The 19,032-nt window shown below is 39.9% G+C and carries 16 protein-coding genes; 7 read left to right on the top strand and 9 right to left on the bottom strand.

Going from position 1 to position 19,032, the window contains the following annotated elements; translation table 11 throughout:
• Positions 1 to 65: 65 nt before the first annotated feature.
• Positions 66 to 1,082, top strand: a complete 1,017-nt coding sequence (locus ACINWC141_RS06425; RefSeq protein ID WP_034677879.1) for a molecular chaperone DnaJ — start codon at positions 66 to 68, stop codon at positions 1,080 to 1,082.
• A gap of 183 nt (positions 1,083 to 1,265) precedes the next feature.
• Positions 1,266 to 1,868, top strand: coding sequence for a hypothetical protein (locus tag ACINWC141_RS06420; RefSeq protein ID WP_005309970.1), 603 nt, complete (start codon positions 1,266 to 1,268; stop codon positions 1,866 to 1,868).
• Between the two features lie 187 nt (positions 1,869 to 2,055).
• Here ACINWC141_RS06420 and ACINWC141_RS06415 read toward each other — a convergent pair whose 3' ends face one another.
• Positions 2,056 to 4,953: a valine--tRNA ligase gene (locus ACINWC141_RS06415; RefSeq protein WP_009389393.1), complete on the bottom strand. Its 2,898-nt coding sequence runs from the start codon at positions 4,951 to 4,953 to the stop codon at positions 2,056 to 2,058.
• A gap of 196 nt (positions 4,954 to 5,149) precedes the next feature.
• On the opposite strand from ACINWC141_RS06415, the gene ACINWC141_RS06410 reads away from it, so the two are divergent.
• Genes ACINWC141_RS06410 through ACINWC141_RS06400 form a run of 3 tightly spaced genes read left to right on the top strand, consistent with a single transcriptional unit; the run spans position 5,150 to position 7,143 of the window.
• Entirely contained in the window at positions 5,150 to 5,821 is a 672-nt protein-coding gene (locus tag ACINWC141_RS06410) for a hypothetical protein (protein ID WP_005049899.1), read from the top strand.
• A gap of 27 nt (positions 5,822 to 5,848) precedes the next feature.
• The gene (locus ACINWC141_RS06405; RefSeq protein ID WP_009389478.1) at positions 5,849 to 6,655 is read left to right on the top strand and encodes an SDR family NAD(P)-dependent oxidoreductase; all 807 of its coding nucleotides are present in this window, start codon (positions 5,849 to 5,851) and stop codon (positions 6,653 to 6,655) included.
• 53 nt (positions 6,656 to 6,708) lie between these two features.
• Positions 6,709 to 7,143: a nuclear transport factor 2 family protein gene (locus tag ACINWC141_RS06400; protein ID WP_009389374.1), complete on the top strand. Its 435-nt coding sequence runs from the start codon at positions 6,709 to 6,711 to the stop codon at positions 7,141 to 7,143.
• On the opposite strand, the gene ACINWC141_RS06395 is transcribed toward ACINWC141_RS06400, so the two are convergent.
• From ACINWC141_RS06395 to sdsA, 8 genes are all read right to left on the bottom strand, one after another.
• On the bottom strand, positions 7,140 to 7,574 hold the full coding sequence (locus tag ACINWC141_RS06395; RefSeq protein ID WP_009389602.1) for a YbjQ family protein: 435 nt from the start codon (positions 7,572 to 7,574) through the stop codon (positions 7,140 to 7,142). The two genes, ACINWC141_RS06400 and ACINWC141_RS06395, sit on opposite strands and share 4 nt — an antisense overlap.
• A 7-nt stretch (positions 7,575 to 7,581) precedes the next feature.
• Positions 7,582 to 7,932 carry a YbjQ family protein gene (locus ACINWC141_RS06390; RefSeq protein WP_009389613.1) on the bottom strand — a complete coding sequence of 117 codons (351 nt, stop codon included), beginning with the start codon at positions 7,930 to 7,932 and terminating at the stop codon, positions 7,582 to 7,584.
• A gap of 108 nt (positions 7,933 to 8,040) precedes the next feature.
• Positions 8,041 to 9,495, bottom strand: coding sequence for a multidrug efflux RND transporter outer membrane channel subunit AdeK (adeK, locus tag ACINWC141_RS06385; protein ID WP_005036452.1), 1,455 nt, complete (start codon positions 9,493 to 9,495; stop codon positions 8,041 to 8,043).
• Positions 9,495 to 12,671, bottom strand: a complete 3,177-nt coding sequence (gene adeJ, locus ACINWC141_RS06380; protein ID WP_009389482.1) for a multidrug efflux RND transporter permease subunit AdeJ — start codon at positions 12,669 to 12,671, stop codon at positions 9,495 to 9,497. The genes adeK and adeJ overlap by 1 nt, the downstream gene beginning before the upstream one ends.
• Before the next feature lie 12 nt (positions 12,672 to 12,683).
• Positions 12,684 to 13,934, bottom strand: a complete 1,251-nt coding sequence (gene adeI, locus ACINWC141_RS06375; RefSeq protein WP_009389667.1) for a multidrug efflux RND transporter periplasmic adaptor subunit AdeI — start codon at positions 13,932 to 13,934, stop codon at positions 12,684 to 12,686.
• A gap of 23 nt (positions 13,935 to 13,957) precedes the next feature.
• A complete protein-coding gene (locus ACINWC141_RS06370) occupies positions 13,958 to 14,584 on the bottom strand; it encodes a phosphatase PAP2 family protein (RefSeq protein ID WP_009389661.1) in 627 nt (208 codons plus the stop codon).
• A 184-nt stretch (positions 14,585 to 14,768) separates the two neighbouring features.
• Positions 14,769 to 16,829, bottom strand: a complete 2,061-nt coding sequence (locus tag ACINWC141_RS06365; protein WP_009389417.1) for a site-specific recombinase — start codon at positions 16,827 to 16,829, stop codon at positions 14,769 to 14,771.
• A gap of 14 nt (positions 16,830 to 16,843) precedes the next feature.
• Positions 16,844 to 17,821, bottom strand: a complete 978-nt coding sequence (gene sdsA, locus ACINWC141_RS06360; RefSeq protein WP_009389487.1) for an All-trans-nonaprenyl-diphosphate synthase — start codon at positions 17,819 to 17,821, stop codon at positions 16,844 to 16,846.
• A gap of 443 nt (positions 17,822 to 18,264) precedes the next feature.
• Between sdsA and rplU the strand changes: the two genes are divergently transcribed.
• Positions 18,265 to 18,576 (top strand): 50S ribosomal protein L21, encoded by a 312-nt coding sequence (gene rplU, locus ACINWC141_RS06355; RefSeq protein WP_004639133.1) that lies wholly within the window; start codon positions 18,265 to 18,267, stop codon positions 18,574 to 18,576.
• 18 nt (positions 18,577 to 18,594) lie between these two features.
• Positions 18,595 to 18,852, top strand: a complete 258-nt coding sequence (rpmA, locus tag ACINWC141_RS06350) for a 50S ribosomal protein L27 (RefSeq protein WP_002116037.1) — start codon at positions 18,595 to 18,597, stop codon at positions 18,850 to 18,852.
• Positions 18,853 to 19,032: the final 180 nt, after the last annotated feature.

The raw sequence follows: 19,032 nt of genomic DNA, 5'->3' as shown, positions 1-19,032 counted from the left end.
AGAATGCTTTGCTACCTTCCTCATCTGATTATTGCTACACTTTTTTCTTTTTCAGGTAGATGAGTATGTCCTTTGATCTCAAAGTGAGCTTGCAGCAAAGGTCTGAGCCATCTGCACAGCAGAAAAAACTGAATCGCCTGATTGATAAAATAGAACAGCAAAAAATTAGCCTAAGCACATGGCAAAATGCGCAAGCTGAAATTCAACAGCACATTCGGCAAAAACTAATGCCTGTATATGGCGATTTACATGAAGTGCTATTTCAACAGTTAGAGCAACTTTGGAATATGTTGCATAGCCATGAGTTTTCTAAAGCAGATATACAACAATTGGATGAAAAAATCGCTCAGTTTGCACAAATGTTGAAGCGCTCCAAAATGTTGCATGCTGAACAGTTGGACTTGGTGAAGCAGATCGATACCTTTTATCAGCAACATGCGGGGAAGTCGGTAAAACAGAATAGAAAAGCTCAGCCAATAAGATTTGAAGATGAAGAAAGTGCTGATCAAGGTTTAGAGTTAGAAGAAGACTTTGAACAATATGCAGCCGAGCAACAACAAGCGCGGGAACAAGCCAAACAGCAAAGACAGCAACAAAAACGTGAACAAGCCGAGCAAATGGCAGCACAGTCACTCAAAACAGTTTATTTAAAAATTGCCGCGATGATTCACCCAGACCGTGAGCAAGATGAAACAAAGAAAGAAGAAAAAACTGAGTTGTTTCAACAAGCAAGTCAGGCCTATGAAAAGCAGGACTTGTTCTATTTACTCAAACTCCAGTTACAGCTTGAACAGAATAAGGGGTTAGGTACTAAAGAATTATCTGCTGAGCAATTGCGGTTTTATAAATTGGCTTTAGATGCACAAAGTCAGCAGCTTGAAAGACAAATTGCTGAAATTTTGGATTCTTTTCAGTTGGCAAAGAATGTAAAAGCAGAGAATCTACATATTAGTGATGTTTATAAAGCTGTAGATGCTGATTGTGCTGAGTTAAAACAGCAGCTGAAGTGGGAGAAAGAACGTTTAAAGCATATGAAAAAAGTGAGTGGGGTGGAGATGTTGTTGGGGCATGGGGAGCTTTAGTTTCTTTGGCAAACTCTCTAAAATTATTAATTAATAACACCAATAATTAACTTTCAGAATTTATATGGTGCGGTGAGATTAGTAGTGATGATTTGGGGAATTTTAAAAAATTGGGGGCTATTTAATATAGCTGTAAGAAATTAGGCCTATGGGGGCCTTTTCTAGTTTTGAAGTTGAGTTTTTATGCTAAAAAATTTTTTAAGTATAATTTTAATGTTAGTAATTTATGTCTTTATTTCAATTGTAAGTTTTTTAATTGTAATAATTTTTTTAGTATGTATGGCGGATAATTTTTTTGAAGAGAGTCTAAATAAGAAAAGATTGAAAAATAGTATTTTATATGATCATAAAATCTTTCCTAATCTGACAAAATCAATATTTTTTTATCAAAGGCTAGATTCATCTGACGATGGTTATTGGATTGTAGTCTATCCCTTAGATAATAAAACTAAAGTAAATTTTTTATCTAAAAAGCAGTTGCAAGGCCAGAAGAAAATTACTTATTCAACAGTTGAATGTATTAAGCCAACTATAAAAAAACGTTGGAAAACATTTAACTCCAACATTCATTATGTTCAACCACCTGAATTGCTAAGGGATCATGATGATTTTGAAAGACATGATTCTTTTAATGTGTATGGTTCAGAAAAAAATATTGGTTTAGTTGAACAAGTTTGCCAACAAAATAAATTCATTATTTTAGAAGAAAGTCAGAAAAATGATCACTTATATTGGGCAATCTCTGCAAATGGAAAACTATTATTTAGTGTGTATAAAATTGATTGATATTTTTAAGACATTAAATTAATAGGTTAAGATTTTATTGAATTTATATTTTTGATCAATATTTGACTTGGTTATCTAATAGGTTTATATCAAAGCTTGAAAATATATGTCTTTCTGAACTGAGTTGTAATTATTTCCAACAAGAATCCCCTCACTAAGAGGGGATTTTTTGAATCAAACTACTGTATTAAAGCGCAGCAATTTGCTCCATATTTGCTTTAACTTTCTCTAGTTGAGCAGCAAACTCAGCAAGCTTCGCTTTTTCACCTTCAACAACCGCTACTGGTGCTTTAGATACAAAGCCTTCGTTTGCAAGTTTACCCGCGATTTGGTCGTGTTGCTTTTGGATTTTATCCAAGTCTTTTTGCAAACGAGCAAGCTCAGCTTTAGGGTCAATTAAGCCTTTCATTGGTACAAATACCGATGCGTGGCTTACAACGCTAGAGCAAGATAAAGGTGGTTCTTGATCTTTATTCAAGAACTCAATGCTTTCAACTTTAGCCAAGGCTTTGAACAATGCTTCAATACGAATGATTTGTTCACGTTCAGCGTCAGATGTATTTTGAAGTAATACTGGCAACAAGCGCGCATTACCTAAGCCTAACTCACCACGAATGTTACGTACTGCACCAATCAAGCCTTGAAGCCATTGCATATCTGCTTCAGCTTGTTCATTGATTTTTGCTTGCTCAGGAATAGGGTATTGAGCAGTCATAATCGTTGGGCCGCCTTGACCAAGCATTGGTGCAAGAGTTTGCCAGATTTCTTCTGTCAAATACGGCATTAACGGATGAGCTAAACGTAATGATGCTTCCATGACTGCAAGTAATACACGGCGTACTTCAGCTTTACGCTCTTCTGAAACTTCTGCATCGTTAAGAACTGGTTTAGTTAACTCAACGTACCAGTCACAGTATTCATTCCAGATAAAGTCGTAAATCGCTTGTGCAGCAAGGTCTAAACGGTAAGTTGCAAACGCTTGGTGTACAGCAGCTTCAGCTTTTTGCAGACGGCTCATAATCCATTGTTCTGGAAGTTCCCAAAGATCAGGGCGTGCTTCTTGTCCAACAGTTTGACCTTCAACATTCATCAGAACGAAACGAGTCGCGTTCCAGATTTTGTTACAGAAGTTACGGTAGCCTTCAACACGTTTTAAGTCGAACTTGATGTCACGACCAGTGTTTGCAAGCGCACAGAACGTGAAACGAACTGCGTCAGTACCATAAGCATTAATACCTTCTGGGAACTCTTTGCGCGTTGATTTTTCAATCTTCGCTGCATCTTTCGGGTTCATTAGGCCAGTCGTACGTTTTGCAACTAAGCTTTCTAAATCAATACCGTCAATCAAGTCTAATGGGTCAAGTACGTTACCTTTAGACTTAGACATTTTTTGACCTTCACCATCACGTACTAAGCCGTGAACATAAACAGTCTTAAATGGTACTTGAGATGAGCCATCTTCATTTTTCATGAAGTGTAGGGTCATCATGATCATACGGGCAACCCAGAAGAAAATGATGTCAAAACCAGTCACCAACACATCTGTTGGATGGAAAGTTTTTAAGAAATCATTGACTTCATCTTGCTTCGCATCGCCAGTCCAACCTAAGGTTGAGAAAGTCCAAAGTGCAGATGAGAACCATGTATCAAGAACGTCTTCGTCTTGTTTAAGTTCAACGTCAGCAGCGATGTTGTTTTTCTCACGAACTTCTTCTTCGTTACGACCAACATAGATGTTGCCATTCGCATCGTACCAAGCTGGAATACGGTGACCCCACCAAAGCTGACGTGAAATACACCAGTCTTGAATGTCACGCATCCACGCCATGTACATGTTGCTGTACTGCTCTGGAACAAACTTAATACGGCCATCTTGAACTGCTTCAATTGCAGGTTCAGCAAGCGGAGCAATTTTTACATACCATTGGTCAGTTAATAATGGCTCAATGATCACGCCTGAACGGTCGCCACGTGGAGCTTTTAAGTCATACGGTTGGATTTGATCTAACCAGCCTTCAGCTTCAGCTTGAGCAACTAATTTTTTACGTGCTACGAAACGTTCTAAACCAGCATATTCCGCAGGTGCAGTAATGGTTTTAGAAATTTGTTCACCAGCTTTTGCAATATATTCAAACTCACCTAAAACTTCGGCATTTTTGTTGAAGATATTAATGATTGGCAAGCTATTGCGTTTACCTAGGTCATAGTCGTTAAAGTCATGAGCAGGCGTGATTTTTACACAGCCAGTACCGAAGTCTTTTTCAACGTAGTCGTCAGCAACGATTGGAATTAAACGACCAGTAATTGGCAATACAATGTTTTTACCAACAAGGTGTGCATAACGCTCATCTTCAGGGTGAACAGCAACCGCAGTATCGCCAAGTAAAGTTTCAGGACGAGTTGTTGCAACGACTAAATAGTCTTTGCCGTCTTGAGTTTTAACTGATTTGTCTTCAAAGAAATATTTAAAGTGCCAAAGCGAGCCTTTTTCTTCTTTGCTTTCTACTTCAAGGTCAGAAAGCGCTGTTTGAAGTTTAGGATCCCAGTTTACAAGGCGCTTACCGCGGTAAATTAAACCATCTTCGTGCAAGCGAACGAAAACTTCTTTCACTGCGTTCGATAAACCTTCATCCATCGTGAAGCGTTCGCGTGACCAGTCTACAGACGAACCTAAGCGACGAATTTGTTTAGTAATCGTGCCGCCAGATTGTTCTTTCCATTCCCAAACTTTTTCGATGAACTTATCACGGCCCAAGTCATGACGAGTCACACCTTGCAAGCCAAGTTGACGCTCAACAACCATTTGAGTTGCAATACCTGCGTGGTCAGTACCCGGTTGCCACAAGGTGTTTTTACCCATCATACGGTTATAACGAGTGAGGGCATCCATAATGGCGTTGTTAAAACCATGGCCCATGTGCAAACTACCAGTGACGTTTGGTGGCGGAATCATGATACAGAATGATTCACCGTGACCAGAAGGTTTGAAGTAACCTTGTTCTTCCCACGTTTGGTACCACTTCTTTTCGATCTCGGTTGGATCGTATGTGGTCGCAATATTTTGAGCGGTTTGAGCGTCAGTCATAGTAGCTTAGATCGAATATGCATAAAAAATTGCACCTATTGTAGCAAAAAAATGCCTCGAAATTAATGTGCTGAAAACAGATAAACGGTTTTGTATTTTTTTCAAAAAACGGTAGATTTATGAAAGATGGATCACAATTTAATCGTGTAGACACACGGCACAAAAATTACAAAAGAATTGAAAAAGGATGTTGCTCATGAGTTATGAAGTTTTTTTGAAAATTTCCGATTCAACTTATACCCAATTCGAGACCATTCGGCAGAAACTGCATGATGGGGTAAGCCAAAGTCAGGCAAAACCCTTAGGGGATGTATTGTCTGACCTTTCTTGTGAAATTATTGAGCAGGTTTTTTCTGTACTTTTACAGTCAGGGAATACAACCATGTCCCCAAAACAGCAAGCTGAGTCTGAAAAAGTGGTTCAGCAGGTTTTGGAAACTTTTCGAAAATACATGCCTTGGTCGGTTTCATTCTTTGGAAATGAACGTCTTTTACCTTTAGTTGACTACATGACATCTCTAATGAAAGAACAGGGGCAGCAAGTTTATATTACCTATCCGGTTACGCTTCAACTCGTGCAACAAGCTGAAACTCTGACTCAGCAAATTCGTGATGGGAATATGCAGAGTGTTGCAGCTGCTTTTGAGACCCTCATTCAAATTGTAGATTTAGGCGTAACAAGCCTAGTACGTGAACCTAAAAAGCGTTTAAAATTTAATTTAGTTGTCGATAAAACCCTGAATGGGGTGATCAACATGACGACGCATTTAGGCTATAAACGTTTAGAAAAGTTAGGTACTCAGGTCGATCAGACCACAGCAACTCATTATATCAACCACTTTTTGGCCTTCATGCATCAAGCAGCATAATTTAAAAAGATAATAGGAACATAAAGCATGGCCAAACTTGATACTTTAAAAAATAAGGTGGTATGGATTACGGGTGCATCTTCTGGTTTAGGTAAGGCCTTGGCAGGGGAATTAGCCTTGCAAGGGGCAGAAGTGATTTTGACCTCCCGTCGTTTTGAAGAATTAGAAGCAGTTCGAGTTGGTTTATTAAATCCAGAGCAACATTTGTCTGTGGTTACAGATATCACCAATGAAAAACAAGTTCAAGAGGCTTATGAGCAGATTTTAAAAGCGAAAGGGCGAATAGACTGGCTCATTAATAATGCAGGTTTGAGCCAACGTGCATTAATCGAAGACACGACCATGGCAACCGAACGGGCCATTATGGAAGTTGATTATTTCTCGCAAGTGGCTTTAACCAAAACCGTATTACCCACCATGCTAAAACAAAAGTCTGGCCGAGTTGTGTTTGTGTCGAGTGTGGCTGGTTTATTAGGAACACAGTACCGTGCAAGTTATTCGGCTGCTAAAGCGGCAATTCATATGTGGGCTAATAGTTTACGTGCTGAGGTCGCTGATCAGGGCGTTGAAGTTTCCGTTATTTTCCCTGGTTTTGTAAAAACGAACGTTTCTTTTAATGCACTAAATGGTGCGGGGCAGCCTCAAGGCCATCAAGACGAAGCAATTGAAAATGGTTTAGAGGCAGATACTTTTGCAGAAAAGTCGGTTAAAGCTTTAATGCATGGTCAAGAATATATAGTAATAGGTGGTACTAAAGAAAAACTTGGAGTAATGGTTTCTCGGATGTCCCCAAAACTTCTCTATAAAATGATTCGGAAAACAAAAGTAAAATAAAAAAGAGATTTCGCCGTGCTAAATTGGTGAAAAACCTGCATAGAAGGTTCACCATGGATCAAGATTATCACCGTGTTTTAGAGGTCATCACACGTTTTCAATTGGTCTTTGACCAGAAAAATTGGGACGCTTTTGATGAGTTATTGGCCGATCAACTTGAGGTGGACTATTTCCAGTTTAGGGGAGAGCCTTTATGTGTCGTGTCTTGTCATGAATATAAAGGTTCTCGGCAACAGGCGTTGTCGCATCTTCGGTTGCAACATAACTTAAGTAATCCGATCATCCGTATTGAACAAGATCGGGCATGGTTAGAATGCAATTATCAAATTTATCGTTTTTCAGAAAATGATTATTTTCATTCATTTGGTCGTTATTATTTTACTTTGGCAAAACAACAGGACAGTTGGAAAATTACCGGAATTTGCCAACATTTAACTAAAAATATTGGCAATCCACGCATTCATTTTTCTAGTGTAGGGCAGTATTAATCTTTTACTGCTGTGCCGTAGGCAAAGACTTCAACCATTCCACCTTGCATGCCAAGTTCGGTTGTACTCAGCCGAACTCCCATAATATGGTTAGCGCCTGCAGTATGGGCTTGTTGTTTTAAACGGACAATCGCTTCACGGCGAGCACGCTCAACCACACTCTCATAACTGGTGAGGCGACCACCCAAAACATTCTTAATGGATGCCAATACATATTTAAAGTAGTCATGAGAAATCACCACATTACTGCTAATGAAATGGCCTAGCTGATCACTCGTTGCAAAACGGTTGGTATCAATTCTGATATGGGCCAGTCGTTGCTCTTTTTCTAAAAGTTCTTTCAAATGTTTACGTTCAATATGACGCCCAAAACCCCAACCAATACTGAACAAAATAAGAAAAATCGTAAGCTGAAAAATAAGATTTTCCATTTTCTACCTATGCATTAAAAGGGTCTGGTAGGTGGGGTGTTTGTGGTTGCACAACCACTGCTGTGCCATAGACAAATAGTTCCGAAGCACCTTGAGCAATATTTGAAGTTGAAAAACGAATACCAACAATTGCATTTGCACCAAGTTGCTGGGCTTTGGCAATCATACGATTCATGGCTTCTTGGCGAGATTCTTCTAATAATTCGGTATAACCTGTAAGTTCACCACCCACAATATTTTTTAAACTCGCCATCAAGTCACGGCCAACATGCTTACTACGGACTGTACTTCCATAAACAACATCAAGCTGTTTTAAAATCTGGTGGCCCGGAACGCTTTCTAAATTACTCAGTAACATTATTTTTTATCAATCTAAATTTATAAAGGTTCAAGATAAGAAATATTCACATGAGATGCAATAAAAAAGCCCACCGAAGTGAGCTTTTATGAATAAGTTATTTAAAACTTATTGTTTTTTTAGTTCAGCACTTGATGGTTGATTAACCACTGTATCTGAAGAGTTTGCTTTTAAACCGCCACCTAGAGTTTTGTATAACTCAATTTGGTTGTTTAAGTTAGCTTGTTGAAGCAAGAGTAGACCTTGTTCTGCTGAATAAGATGAACGCTGTGCATCAAGAACGGTCAAGTAACTATCAATACCTGCACGGAAACGGGCATTTGAAAGTGTGTAGTTGCGGTTAGTCGCTTCTACCAGACGTTGTTGAGCTGTTAAACGTTCACCAATATTAGCACGCGTTGCAAGCGCATCATTAACTTCGCGGAATGCAGACTGAACTGATTTTTCATAATCAGATAATGCAATTTTCTGATCGGTTTCAGAAATTTTTACATTGGCACGACGTGTGCCCCAGTCAAATATTGGTAAGTCTAGGCTTGGCCCAACTGACCACACAAATCCACCCGACTTAAATAGATCACTTAAGTCAGTCGATGCGTAACCTGCAGAACCCGTTAAGCTAATTGTTGGGAATAAACGTGCTTTTGCAGCACCAATATTCGCACCAGCAGCGCTTAAGTTATATTCGGCAGCTTTTACATCTGGACGGTTGTTAAGCAAGTCGCTTGGTAAACCAGCTGTATATACATTCTGTTGAGTAATGCGTTTTACAGGTTGGTTTGGCAACAAGTTTTGCGGAATCGATTGACCTGCTAACAAGTTCAACAAGTTTTGTGCTTGAGCCATCTGAGTTTTGTAGTTCGCTACATCGTTACGCGCAGTTTCTACAGAAATCTGTGCCTGACGTAGTGGAACTTCACTGTCGATACCTACATCAAAACGTTTTTTGTTGAGGTTGTAAGAGTCTTGCTGTGCTTTTAGAGTTTGCTCTGCAAGCTTTAGATTTGCCGATGCAAAAGAATAGTTCAACCATGCTTGAGCAACCTGACTAATCAGACTGATTTGTGTCGAATCACGTGCACTTTGCGTTGAAAGATAACTATCTAATGCAGCATCTTTCAAGCTACGAACGCGGCCCCAAAAATCAAGCTCATAGGCAGTTACACCCAAACCCACCTGATAGGTAGAGTAGGGGTTATTCGGATCACGGCTTTGAGAAACCTGACGAATTGCACTGCCACTTGCTCCGATGGTTGGAAGCTGGTTGTTTTGAGTAATTCGATATTGCTGTTGAGCACGTTCAATATTAAGCGTTGCTGTACGTAAGTCACGGTTGTTGGCAAGAGCCAAATCAATCACTTCGAGCAAACGAGGGTCAGAAAAGAACTGTTTATAACCCTGTTCTGCAATAGACGTACCAGAAGCACTGTTATATCCATAGCTTTGTGGTATATCGGTTTTCACGACTGGTTCTGGGCCGCGCATGCTTTGACAAGCTGCCAAAGCAAGCGCAAGTGCAGATACCGCAATGCTACGACCTGAAATAGACCATACTTTTTGCATCACGATTTATGCTCCTGAGTGTTTATGGTTTTTGGTTTGTACTTAAAGATACTACGAATCCACACATAGAATACAGGGATAAAGAAGATACCTAAGAACGTTGCACTGAGTACGCCACCGAGTACACCGAAGCCGACTGAGTGCTGACTTCCTGCACCAGCACCTGTTGAAAGGGCAAGTGGAAGTACACCAAAACCGAAGGCAAGGGTGGTCATAATAATTGGACGTAAACGCATTTTTGAAGCATGTAAAGTTGCATCAAGTAGGTCTTCGCCTTTTTCCTGCAACTCTTTTGCGAACTCAACAATCAAGATCGCATTTTTTGCAGAAAGACCAATTACCGCAATCATCGCTACCTGGAAGTAAATGTTATTTGAGAGATTTGGATCTCCTTTAATAATCATACCCAAGTAAGTCAAGACGATTGCACCAATAATACCAAGTGGTACTACAAGTAAAACCGAGAACGGAATAGACCAGCTTTCATATAATGCAGCTAAGCAAAGGAAAACGATTAACAATGAAAGAGCATAAAGGAATGGAGCTTGAGCACCAGACTCACGTTCTTCAAGTGATAAACCTGTCCATTCATAGTCGAAACCTTGTAAGCCCATAGATGGTAGCTTAGCAATAATTTCTTCCATGGCTTTCATAGAATCACCAGAACTTACGCCCGGTGCAGGTGTACCTTGAATGTTAACCGATGACACGCCGTTATAACGTTCAAGACGAGGAGAACCATATGTCCATTCGCCTGTAGCAAATGCAGAGAACGGTACCATTTCACCTTTGCTATTACGTACATACCACTTGTTTAAGTCTTCAGGCATCATACGGCTACCCGAATCACCTTGAACATAAACTTTTTTCACACGACCGCGGTCAACGAAGTCGTTAATGTATGAGCCACCCCATGCAATACGCATCGTGTTGTTAATGTCAGCAATGCTAACGCCCATAGCACCAGCTTGAGCCTGATCTACATTAATTTGATACTGAGGCGTATCTTCTTGACCATTAGGACGTACCCCTACAAGACGCTTATCTTGTGAAGCCAAACCTAAAATTGTGTTACGTGCGGCAATAAGTTTCTCATGGCCTTGACCACTTGAATCTTTAAGTTGCAAGTTAAAACCAGCAGTTACGCCGAGTTCAGGCATTGCTGGAAGCTGTAATGGCATGATGTAAGATGCGTCTTTAACGATCATATTCAATGCCATACCACGTTGAATTAACGCACCAATTTGAGACTCTGGTGAAGTACGTTCACTCCAGTCTTTCAATTTAACGAAGCCAATACCAGCATTTTGACCAACACCTGTGAATGAGAAACCTGAAACGGTGAAAATAGATTCCACTGTGTCTTTTTCATTCATGAAGAAGTTTGTCATGGTATCAACAACTTTATTCGTACGATCAAGTGTTGCATTCGGTGGTAATTGAACAAGTGTCATAACCACACCCTGATCTTCTTCTGGTAAAAATGAAGATGGGAGTTTCTGGAATAAGAACACCAATAGCGCAATCACTACAGCGTAAAGTACGCCAGAGAAGATTTTGCCTTTAAGCATGCGACTAACACCATTTTGGTAGCTATGCGACATGCGGTCAAAACCGTTGTTAAAGCCTCTGAAGAAACGAGCAAAAATATTATTGCTTGGTTCTTTGTTTGGATCATGCTGTTTTAAAATTGTTGCACAAAGTGCTGGCGTAAAGGTTAACGCTACAATTAACGATAGAACCATTGCTGTTACAAGGGTAATCGAGAATTGACGATAGATCACACCAGTTGTACCGCCAAAGAATGCCATTGGTACGAATACCGCTGTCAATACGCTTGTGATACCAATTAACGCACCAGAAATCTGTTGCATTGATCGTGAAGTCGCCGTGACCGGATCGGTATGCTCTTCACTCATGACACGTTCAACGTTTTCGACCACAACAATAGCATCATCGACCAGAAGACCAATTGCCAATACCATAGCGAACATGGTTAAGGTGTTAATTGAGAAGCCAAAGATATTGATGACAGCAAATGTACCTAATACAACAACAGGTACAGCAAGTGTTGGAATAATCGTTGCACGCCAGTTCTGCAAGAACAAGAACATAACAATGAACACTAAAATTACCGCTTCAATTAATGTGTGTACAACACTTTCAATTGAAAGACGAATAAATGGAGTAGTGTCATAAGCCAGTTTATCTGCAAGGCCTGTTGGATAGTTCTTACGTAATTCAGCTAAACGGTGTTCAACAGCTTCAGCGGTATCAAGTGCGTTGGCACCAGTTGCAATTTTAATTGCAAGACCACCAGCAGGTTTACCATTAAACTTCGAATCGAACTGATAGTTATCAGAACCTAGTTCTACACGAGCAACATCTTTTAAACGAACCTCAGCACCTGATGCTGTGTTCTTTAAGAAGATATTTTTAAACTGCTCAGGTGTTTGCAACAAACTTTGCGCATTCACTGTTGCGTTAAGGACTTGACCTTGTACCGCTGGTGCACCACCTAATTGACCTACAGCAACTTGTGAGTTTTGCGCTTGTAAAGCAGTCGCAATATCACTTGGTGTTAACTGATAGTTGGTTAGTTTTGCAGGATCGAGCCAGATACGCATTGCGTATGAACCACCAAAGACTTGTACCTCACCCACACCAGCAACACGGCTAAGAGGTTCTTTAATTGATGAGTTTACGTAGTCTTTAATGTCTGAGTCTGAAAGGCTATTATCTGGCGAATAAAATGCAATAACTTGCAAGAAGCTTGCACCAGATTTGGTAACCGTTACACCTTGGCGTTGAACGTCTTCAGGTAAAAGAGCAGTTGCAGATTGCAGTTTGTTTTGAACCTGAACCTGTGCAATATCCGGATCAATACCTTGTTCAAAGTTTAATTGAATAGAGGCTTGACCGTTACCCGCACTGTTAGATGAAATATAACGTAAACCATCTAGACCATTCATTTGTTGTTCAATGATCTGGGTTACGGTATTTTCAACAGTCTCAGCCGATGCACCAGGATAAGTTGCAGCAATTGTAACTGTCGGTGGTGCAATCGTCGGATACTGTGCAATAGGCATTTTTGTGAGCGTGAGAATACCCGCCAACATAATGACTAATGCAATCACCCACGCAAAAATGGGGCGATGAATAAAAAATTGTGCCATTCAATCTACCCCTTATGCATTTGAAGATGCTTTCTGTTCTGCTTGAGGTTTACCTGATTGAGCCGGTTTTGTAGCATTTGGAGCTGCACCTTGAGGGTTTGCTGGTTGAGCTTGGTAAGGTTTTGCTGAAACTTCTTGCCCTTCTTTAACTTTGGCAACACCATCAACAATCACTTTATCACCAGCTTTAAGACCGTTAGTCACAATCCAGTTTTGTCCTTGAACACCAGAGGTTTCAACAGGACGACTCTCAACAGCACCTTTTGCATTCACAGTCATCGCCATGGCTTGACCTGTCGGTAAACGGGTAATTGCAGCTTGAGGAATCAGATAAGCATTTGGAACTACACCCTGAACAATCTGTGCAGTGGTATACATGCCCGGAAGTAACAGATGATTCGGGTTCGAGAATACGGCACGTAAAGTAACTGTACCTGTATCCTGGTTCACAGAAGCATCAGAGAAAGCAAGTTGTCCTTCGATTGGATAGGTTGAACCATCTTCGAGCTTCAATTTCACTTTCGTGTTGTTACTGTTGTTTAAACTGCCTTTGCTGAGCTGTTGACGTAAACGTAATAACTCGGCACTAGACTGGTTAATATCAACATAGATCGGGTCTAACTGTTGAATCGTCACTAATGGATCTGTTTGGTTTGCAGTGACTAAAGCACCAGCTGTTACAGAAGAACGCCCAGACTGACCAGAAATTGGTGAGCGAATTGTAGAGTAACCAAGATCTACATTTGCATTCGTTACTTGAGCTCTCGCAGCAGAAACTTGTGCTTCGGCAACATTAACCTGACCAAGTAAGTCGTCATATTCTTGTCTAGATACAGCATTACTCGAAACAAGTTGCTTATAACGGTTGAGCTTGGTACGTAGTGAAGCTAGATTTGCCTGTTGTTGTAAAAGTGATGCTTTTGCATTTTCAAGCGTTGCACGGTTAGTTCTAGAATCAAGTTCATAAAGAGCCTGACCTTCACGAACATAACTTCCTTCAGCAAACAAGCGTTTTAAAATTACACCACTTGTTTGAGGGCGAACTTCAGAAATTTGATATGCTGAAGTACGGCCAGAAAGCTCAACGCTTTGTTCAACACTTTGTGGTTGAGCAACAATAACACCTACTTCAGCAGGCGGCATTTTCTGAGCAGCAGCAGCTTGCTGTTTCTCATCGGAGCCTTTGCCACAACCAACAAGTGCGATACTTGTTGCTAATGCGCAAGCAGTAAGGGCAGGAGCCCAAAGCTTAGCCGACATCATTGTTCCACCTCGTTAGATAAAATCTAAAAATATATTTGTTTTTTACTTAACCTACTTTGTGTTTGTAATAACCAGAGCCAAAGCAGTGCAATCCAAATAAAACCTATGCCCCAACCGGCGAGTACATCTGTTGGAAAATGAACTCCAGCATATATTCTTGAAAGCCCCATGCAGATAAACCAAAGACAGGAAATCAAAATGATATAAGGAGAGTTAGTGTTGGGCTTATGGCATAACATTATCATTGCCAGACAAGCCAGTGTTGATGCATAAACACTGTGTGCACTTGGGAACGATGCACCGTAACTTTCGACAATATGATATACCTGTGGGGGTCTTGGGCGGTCAACACACCATTTGAGCAGCCAACCCATGGTGATACTGCCAATAACTCCCACGCTAATGAAAATAACAGTAATATATTTTTTATACCATGCCTGATAAATACACACCAGAAAGGATAAAAAACATACAAAAGGCATACCACCTATCCGTGCTAGAAAGATCGTAATAGAGTTAAGATAATCTGAACGATATTCACTCAATATTTGAACGCTGAGAAGATCCAAAGATTGAAGACTTGGTACAAAAAGACCAAGCACACCTAATCCTAAAAAAATACAACCAATAAAAAGCAACATATAGGGCATGTATATACCTTTGCTTAATTCAAGCAGTGTCCACTACTGAAAGCCGCTAAAAGTGTACTTGTCAGTACACTTTTTTTCAAGCCTGATAGATCATCGTAAATTCATTTTGAAAATTTTTTAACATTTGGAAAAACAATCACAACAAAATTGACGGAATTCACATTTTGTGTACAAAGCAAAATTATTAGTGTTCCGTCTTTTTTCCACTATTTGTTGTCGTGTTTTCTTCAAGCTCTAGCGGTTTTTTTGGGGGCCAGAAAAAATCGCTTGGTCGAGTCAGAAAATGAGTCATCACCAGTTTGGCTAAAGGTTTCCATTGTTCAAAGCGAACTCGGCGGGCCCGTAGTGCCACAATAATGGTTAAGGTGAAACTCACGAATAAGTTAGTGAGACCAATACATAACACGCCTAAAAAGGACACAATAATCAGTCCAATATCTGGGCTGCCGTTAATTGTCATTAAACCTTGAATAAAGTTAGCCGAAGCAAAGGCAATATGGCGGATATCTAAAGGTAAACCTAAAATAAAGCCTATGGTGCCCATACTCCCTAACATAATCCCGAATAAGAAATTACCAGCTAAAGCGCCTAAGTTACGCTCAATATATTCAGCAAAACGATTGAGACGATCTTGACCAAACCAGTTTGCTAAACGGCGATGTGCTCTTAAGCGTGGACCAACTTTCCGGTAAACAGCCATGTTATCGAAGTATCCAGCAATGAGGCCGGACAAAAATAAGCAAACTCCGGCTACGGCTGCGTGTGGAATTGCCAAAGAGGTGAAAGGATTTAAGCTGTGCAATAAATAAGTTGCTTTAGTATGAGTTAATAAAGGCTCATCAAGATAGAACTGCCAAGCAAAAGTAATAAGAGCGGCAGTAGGAATCGCAATTGAAATATTGCCTAAAATCGCAATGAACTGTGTTCGAATAATATTAATAATAAGCGCTGCCAACTCTGCAATTTGAGCTGTTTTAGAACCTTTACGCTGTTGTACTGTTGCAGCAAGGGCGGCAGCAGTCATTGCAGGTTGTTTGGTTGCAACGGTGAAATGCAGAACATGAATTAGAATGAACCCTAGAGAATAATTCATACTGAAAGTAAAGGCCTGCATGAGCGGAGCCATTGTCATTCTTGCTGCAAGAATTTTTAAAGATGCCATACAAGCAATAATGACGCCCGCTCCAGCAGCAGCTTTATACATGCCCAAGAAACCTTTTGTATCAGTACTTACATAATGTTCACCTGTTCGGCTAGCATTTTCAGTCACTTGAAAGGCAATCAGTTCACTTGTTGTGCTTAATAAAGAGCGAACACTTTTTTCACTGTAGTGTGCTTTGGTCAAATCGGAAATAAGATGTCCTAAAGAGACATATTTTCCTTTAGTGTTATCTACAACTAGATAAAGTAGTAATTCAATTCGGTCCAGACACTGCTCAAGTAATGACAATAAATAAGTCAAACTTAAGCTGACACCAATTCTTTTAGTAGCGCGGCGAATCTTTAAAACCACATCCCGACACTGTTCCAGCATAACAAATGCTTGTGATGCATCCGGAGGGGAAGTGACCGCAATTTCATGTTCAAAAAGTTCTTGTTTTTTGTATTTCTCGATAAACTCAATAATTTCACGGTTCTGAACTAAAAATGGTGATTCATATTCAGTTAGTTCCGGTTGGGCATTAATAAATTCAGGATAAAGGCCGATTCCGCTAATTCGATAAGATAAGACGGTAATTGCTTTAATCATTTCACTTTGAATGACAAGCTTTTCGTCTACATTACTTTGGCTTTGCCCAATAAGACTGAATAAATTTGCCCAATCTTCATCATCAATATTATTGAGCCAGATTTTGTCACTTTCTAAATAGAAAATTCTACCAATCAAAATTTTAAGTTGGCTTGCATCTTCGATTAACGGTAGAAAATGTGCTCCGAGTCTTTGCCCCAGCTGATTCCAGAAACCATCTAAAGACAAAATTCCGCTGTCGGCATATAAGCTAACTTGTTTATAGCGATTAATCAGACTTAATAAAAAAGTTTGTAGTAGGAAGGGAGCTGTAGGTATGCGTAATAGGCTTTCAATTAAAGCCTGTATTTTTTGCTTAATCTCATCCGTATTATGAGGATCAGATGGACGAATATCATTGACTAACTCAATGAGTAGATTTTCGTCAATGACAGCTTGAGTATCCTCAAGCTGTTTCTGTATTTTTAAAAAATGATCTGAAAAATTTATATGCATAGGCAAAATAATATCTATTGTATTCGATGTAACGCAAGCTGAGTTAAGTTAATCAAAGCCTGACGATAGGGTGTATCGGGTAAGTTTGATAAAGCTTGCAGTGCTGCTTCTGTTTCTTCTTGGGCACGTTGGTGGCAATAATCTAAAGCACCAGACTTTTGTACAATTTCGATGACCTGAGATAATTGGTCCACTCCACCAGTTGCAATACTGCGACGAATAATCGCATGTTCTTCACCTGTTGAGTGTGCTAATGCAGAAATTAACGGTAAAGTTGGCTTACCTTCCATTAAATCATCACCGATATTTTTACCTAATGTTTCAGCATCTGAAGTGTAGTCTAAAATATCATCAATAATTTGGAATGCATTACCAAAATGACCGGCAAACAATCTTAATGGTTCACGGTATGCTTCTTGTCCAGCCAGAATAGCAGCGCCTTCTGTAGCCAACTCAAATAGGCGAGACGTTTTACCGTGAATAATTTTTAAATAAGTTTCTTCTGTTGTATCAGGTTGATGTTGCGATTGAAGTTGTAGTACTTCACCTTCAGCAATTTCACATGTACCTGTTGAAAAGTCTTTCAATAAAGTGATGTTGTTTAAATCGACCAATAAATCAAAAGCACGTGCAATGAGGAAATCCCCGACTAGTACAGCTGTCTGATTGTTCCATGTCGCATTTGCTGTAGGTCGACCACGACGAAGCCCGGATTCATCTACTACATCATCATGGACTAATGTCGCGGTATGCAACATTTCAATGATTGCGGCCAGACGCTGTGCGTTTGCCATGTTTTCTAAACCACATGCGCGAGCTGCGAGTAAACACATGATTGGGCGCATACGTTTTCCGCCAGCCTCAACAACATGTTTGCTGACAGACATGACTAAACCGACTTTTGAGCTAATTCCTTCATTAATCAAGTGATCCATCGCAGCAAAGTCTGAGGCAACAGGCGCAAGAATATCTTGCTTGAAATCGATGACCATATGAAGAAAAACCCCGTATTGGTAGATAAGTGGCGTTAGTGTATCAACTAAAGATGTGTTGCACAGGTTAACAAGTGGCTGATATTAATCATTTCTATTGTCTTTTAGCGTTCTTTGTTTTTTATTTAAGCAAAACATGATATTTCCGGCAAAACAATAAATTTAATGACATCAGCATTAATACAACTTGTTCTTGTCGCAATTTGTGTCTGGAACTGTATTTTAATTTTCATTCAGAATCAATGAAAACTGCTAATTTCCAATCTAAGGTGTCTGTTGATTTTGTAAAAATAGGGGAATAGACGTCACTGATAAATAGAAAATACTTGTCGTTTGATCAAATTTCACTTAAAATATGTCGCCTTATATAACCCCAGTGGCGATCGTTTTAAGATCGATATATCCCTTATCGGCACGACGACACGGGCTAATTGGAGTACATTATGTACGCAGTAATCCAAAGCGGTGGTAAACAGCACCGTGTAGTTGAGGGTGAAACCCTTAAAGTTGAATTATTGAAAGCTGAATCTGGCGCGACTATTACATTTGATGATGTATTAATGGTTGTAAACGGTGACAGCATTCAAATCGGTGCTCCAGTTGTAGCTGGCGCTAAAGTAACTGCAGAAGTGGTTGGCCATGGTCGTCACGACAAAATCCGTATTATCAAAATGCGTCGTCGTAAACACTACCGTAAACAACAAGGTCACCGTCAATGGTTCACTGAGTTGAAAATTACTGGTATTTCAGGCTAATCACGAGGAGTAAGAGACATGGCAACTAAAAAAGCCGGTGGATCGACGAAGAACGGTCGTGATTCAAACCCAAAAATGTTAGGTGTTAAAGTTTACGGCGGTCAAGCTGTAACTGCTGGTAACATCATCGTTCGTCAACGTGGTACTGAGTTCCACGCTGGTGCAAATGTTGGTATGGGCCGTGACCATACTTTATTTGCTACTGCTGACGGCGTAGTAAAATTCGAAGTGAAAGGTCAGTTTGGCCGTCGCTACGTAAAAGTTGAAACTGTATAAGTTTTAGCTTCAAAAAAAGCCCACATTTTGTGGGCTTTTTTTATGGAATCTAATCTGGTCTATCTTCATCATGATGAATGAAATTCTACAAACAACATGAATAACATAACAAAATATCTTATTTTCTCAATGATTAGCACAGAGTTTGTCGGTTAATATGAGTCTTGAATTAAGAGCTTG

It is taken from the genome of Acinetobacter sp. WC-141, assembly GCF_000313935.1.
Lineage (GTDB): Bacteria > Pseudomonadota > Gammaproteobacteria > Pseudomonadales > Moraxellaceae > Acinetobacter.
The sequence above is the reverse complement of the archived record's forward strand: the minus strand, read 5'-3'. Positions and strand labels throughout refer to the sequence as shown.

Bases quoted from the DNA above. Each gene is read 5' to 3' on its own strand.
- ACINWC141_RS06425 (WP_034677879.1), top strand. From the start codon at position 66: ATGTCCTTTGATCTCAAAGTGAGCTTGCAGCAAAGGTCTGAGCCATCT.
- ACINWC141_RS06420 (WP_005309970.1), top strand. From the start codon at position 1,266: ATGCTAAAAAATTTTTTAAGTATAATTTTAATGTTAGTAATTTATGTC.
- ACINWC141_RS06415 (WP_009389393.1), bottom strand. From the start codon at position 4,953: ATGACTGACGCTCAAACCGCTCAAAATATTGCGACCACATACGATCCA.
- ACINWC141_RS06410 (WP_005049899.1), top strand. From the start codon at position 5,150: ATGAGTTATGAAGTTTTTTTGAAAATTTCCGATTCAACTTATACCCAA.
- ACINWC141_RS06405 (WP_009389478.1), top strand. From the start codon at position 5,849: ATGGCCAAACTTGATACTTTAAAAAATAAGGTGGTATGGATTACGGGT.
- ACINWC141_RS06400 (WP_009389374.1), top strand. From the start codon at position 6,709: ATGGATCAAGATTATCACCGTGTTTTAGAGGTCATCACACGTTTTCAA.
- ACINWC141_RS06395 (WP_009389602.1), bottom strand. From the start codon at position 7,574: ATGGAAAATCTTATTTTTCAGCTTACGATTTTTCTTATTTTGTTCAGT.
- ACINWC141_RS06390 (WP_009389613.1), bottom strand. From the start codon at position 7,932: ATGTTACTGAGTAATTTAGAAAGCGTTCCGGGCCACCAGATTTTAAAA.
- adeK (WP_005036452.1), bottom strand. From the start codon at position 9,495: ATGCAAAAAGTATGGTCTATTTCAGGTCGTAGCATTGCGGTATCTGCA.
- adeJ (WP_009389482.1), bottom strand. From the start codon at position 12,671: ATGGCACAATTTTTTATTCATCGCCCCATTTTTGCGTGGGTGATTGCA.
- adeI (WP_009389667.1), bottom strand. From the start codon at position 13,934: ATGATGTCGGCTAAGCTTTGGGCTCCTGCCCTTACTGCTTGCGCATTA.
- ACINWC141_RS06370 (WP_009389661.1), bottom strand. From the start codon at position 14,584: ATGCCCTATATGTTGCTTTTTATTGGTTGTATTTTTTTAGGATTAGGT.
- ACINWC141_RS06365 (WP_009389417.1), bottom strand. From the start codon at position 16,829: ATGCATATAAATTTTTCAGATCATTTTTTAAAAATACAGAAACAGCTT.
- sdsA (WP_009389487.1), bottom strand. From the start codon at position 17,821: ATGGTCATCGATTTCAAGCAAGATATTCTTGCGCCTGTTGCCTCAGAC.
- rplU (WP_004639133.1), top strand. From the start codon at position 18,265: ATGTACGCAGTAATCCAAAGCGGTGGTAAACAGCACCGTGTAGTTGAG.
- rpmA (WP_002116037.1), top strand. From the start codon at position 18,595: ATGGCAACTAAAAAAGCCGGTGGATCGACGAAGAACGGTCGTGATTCA.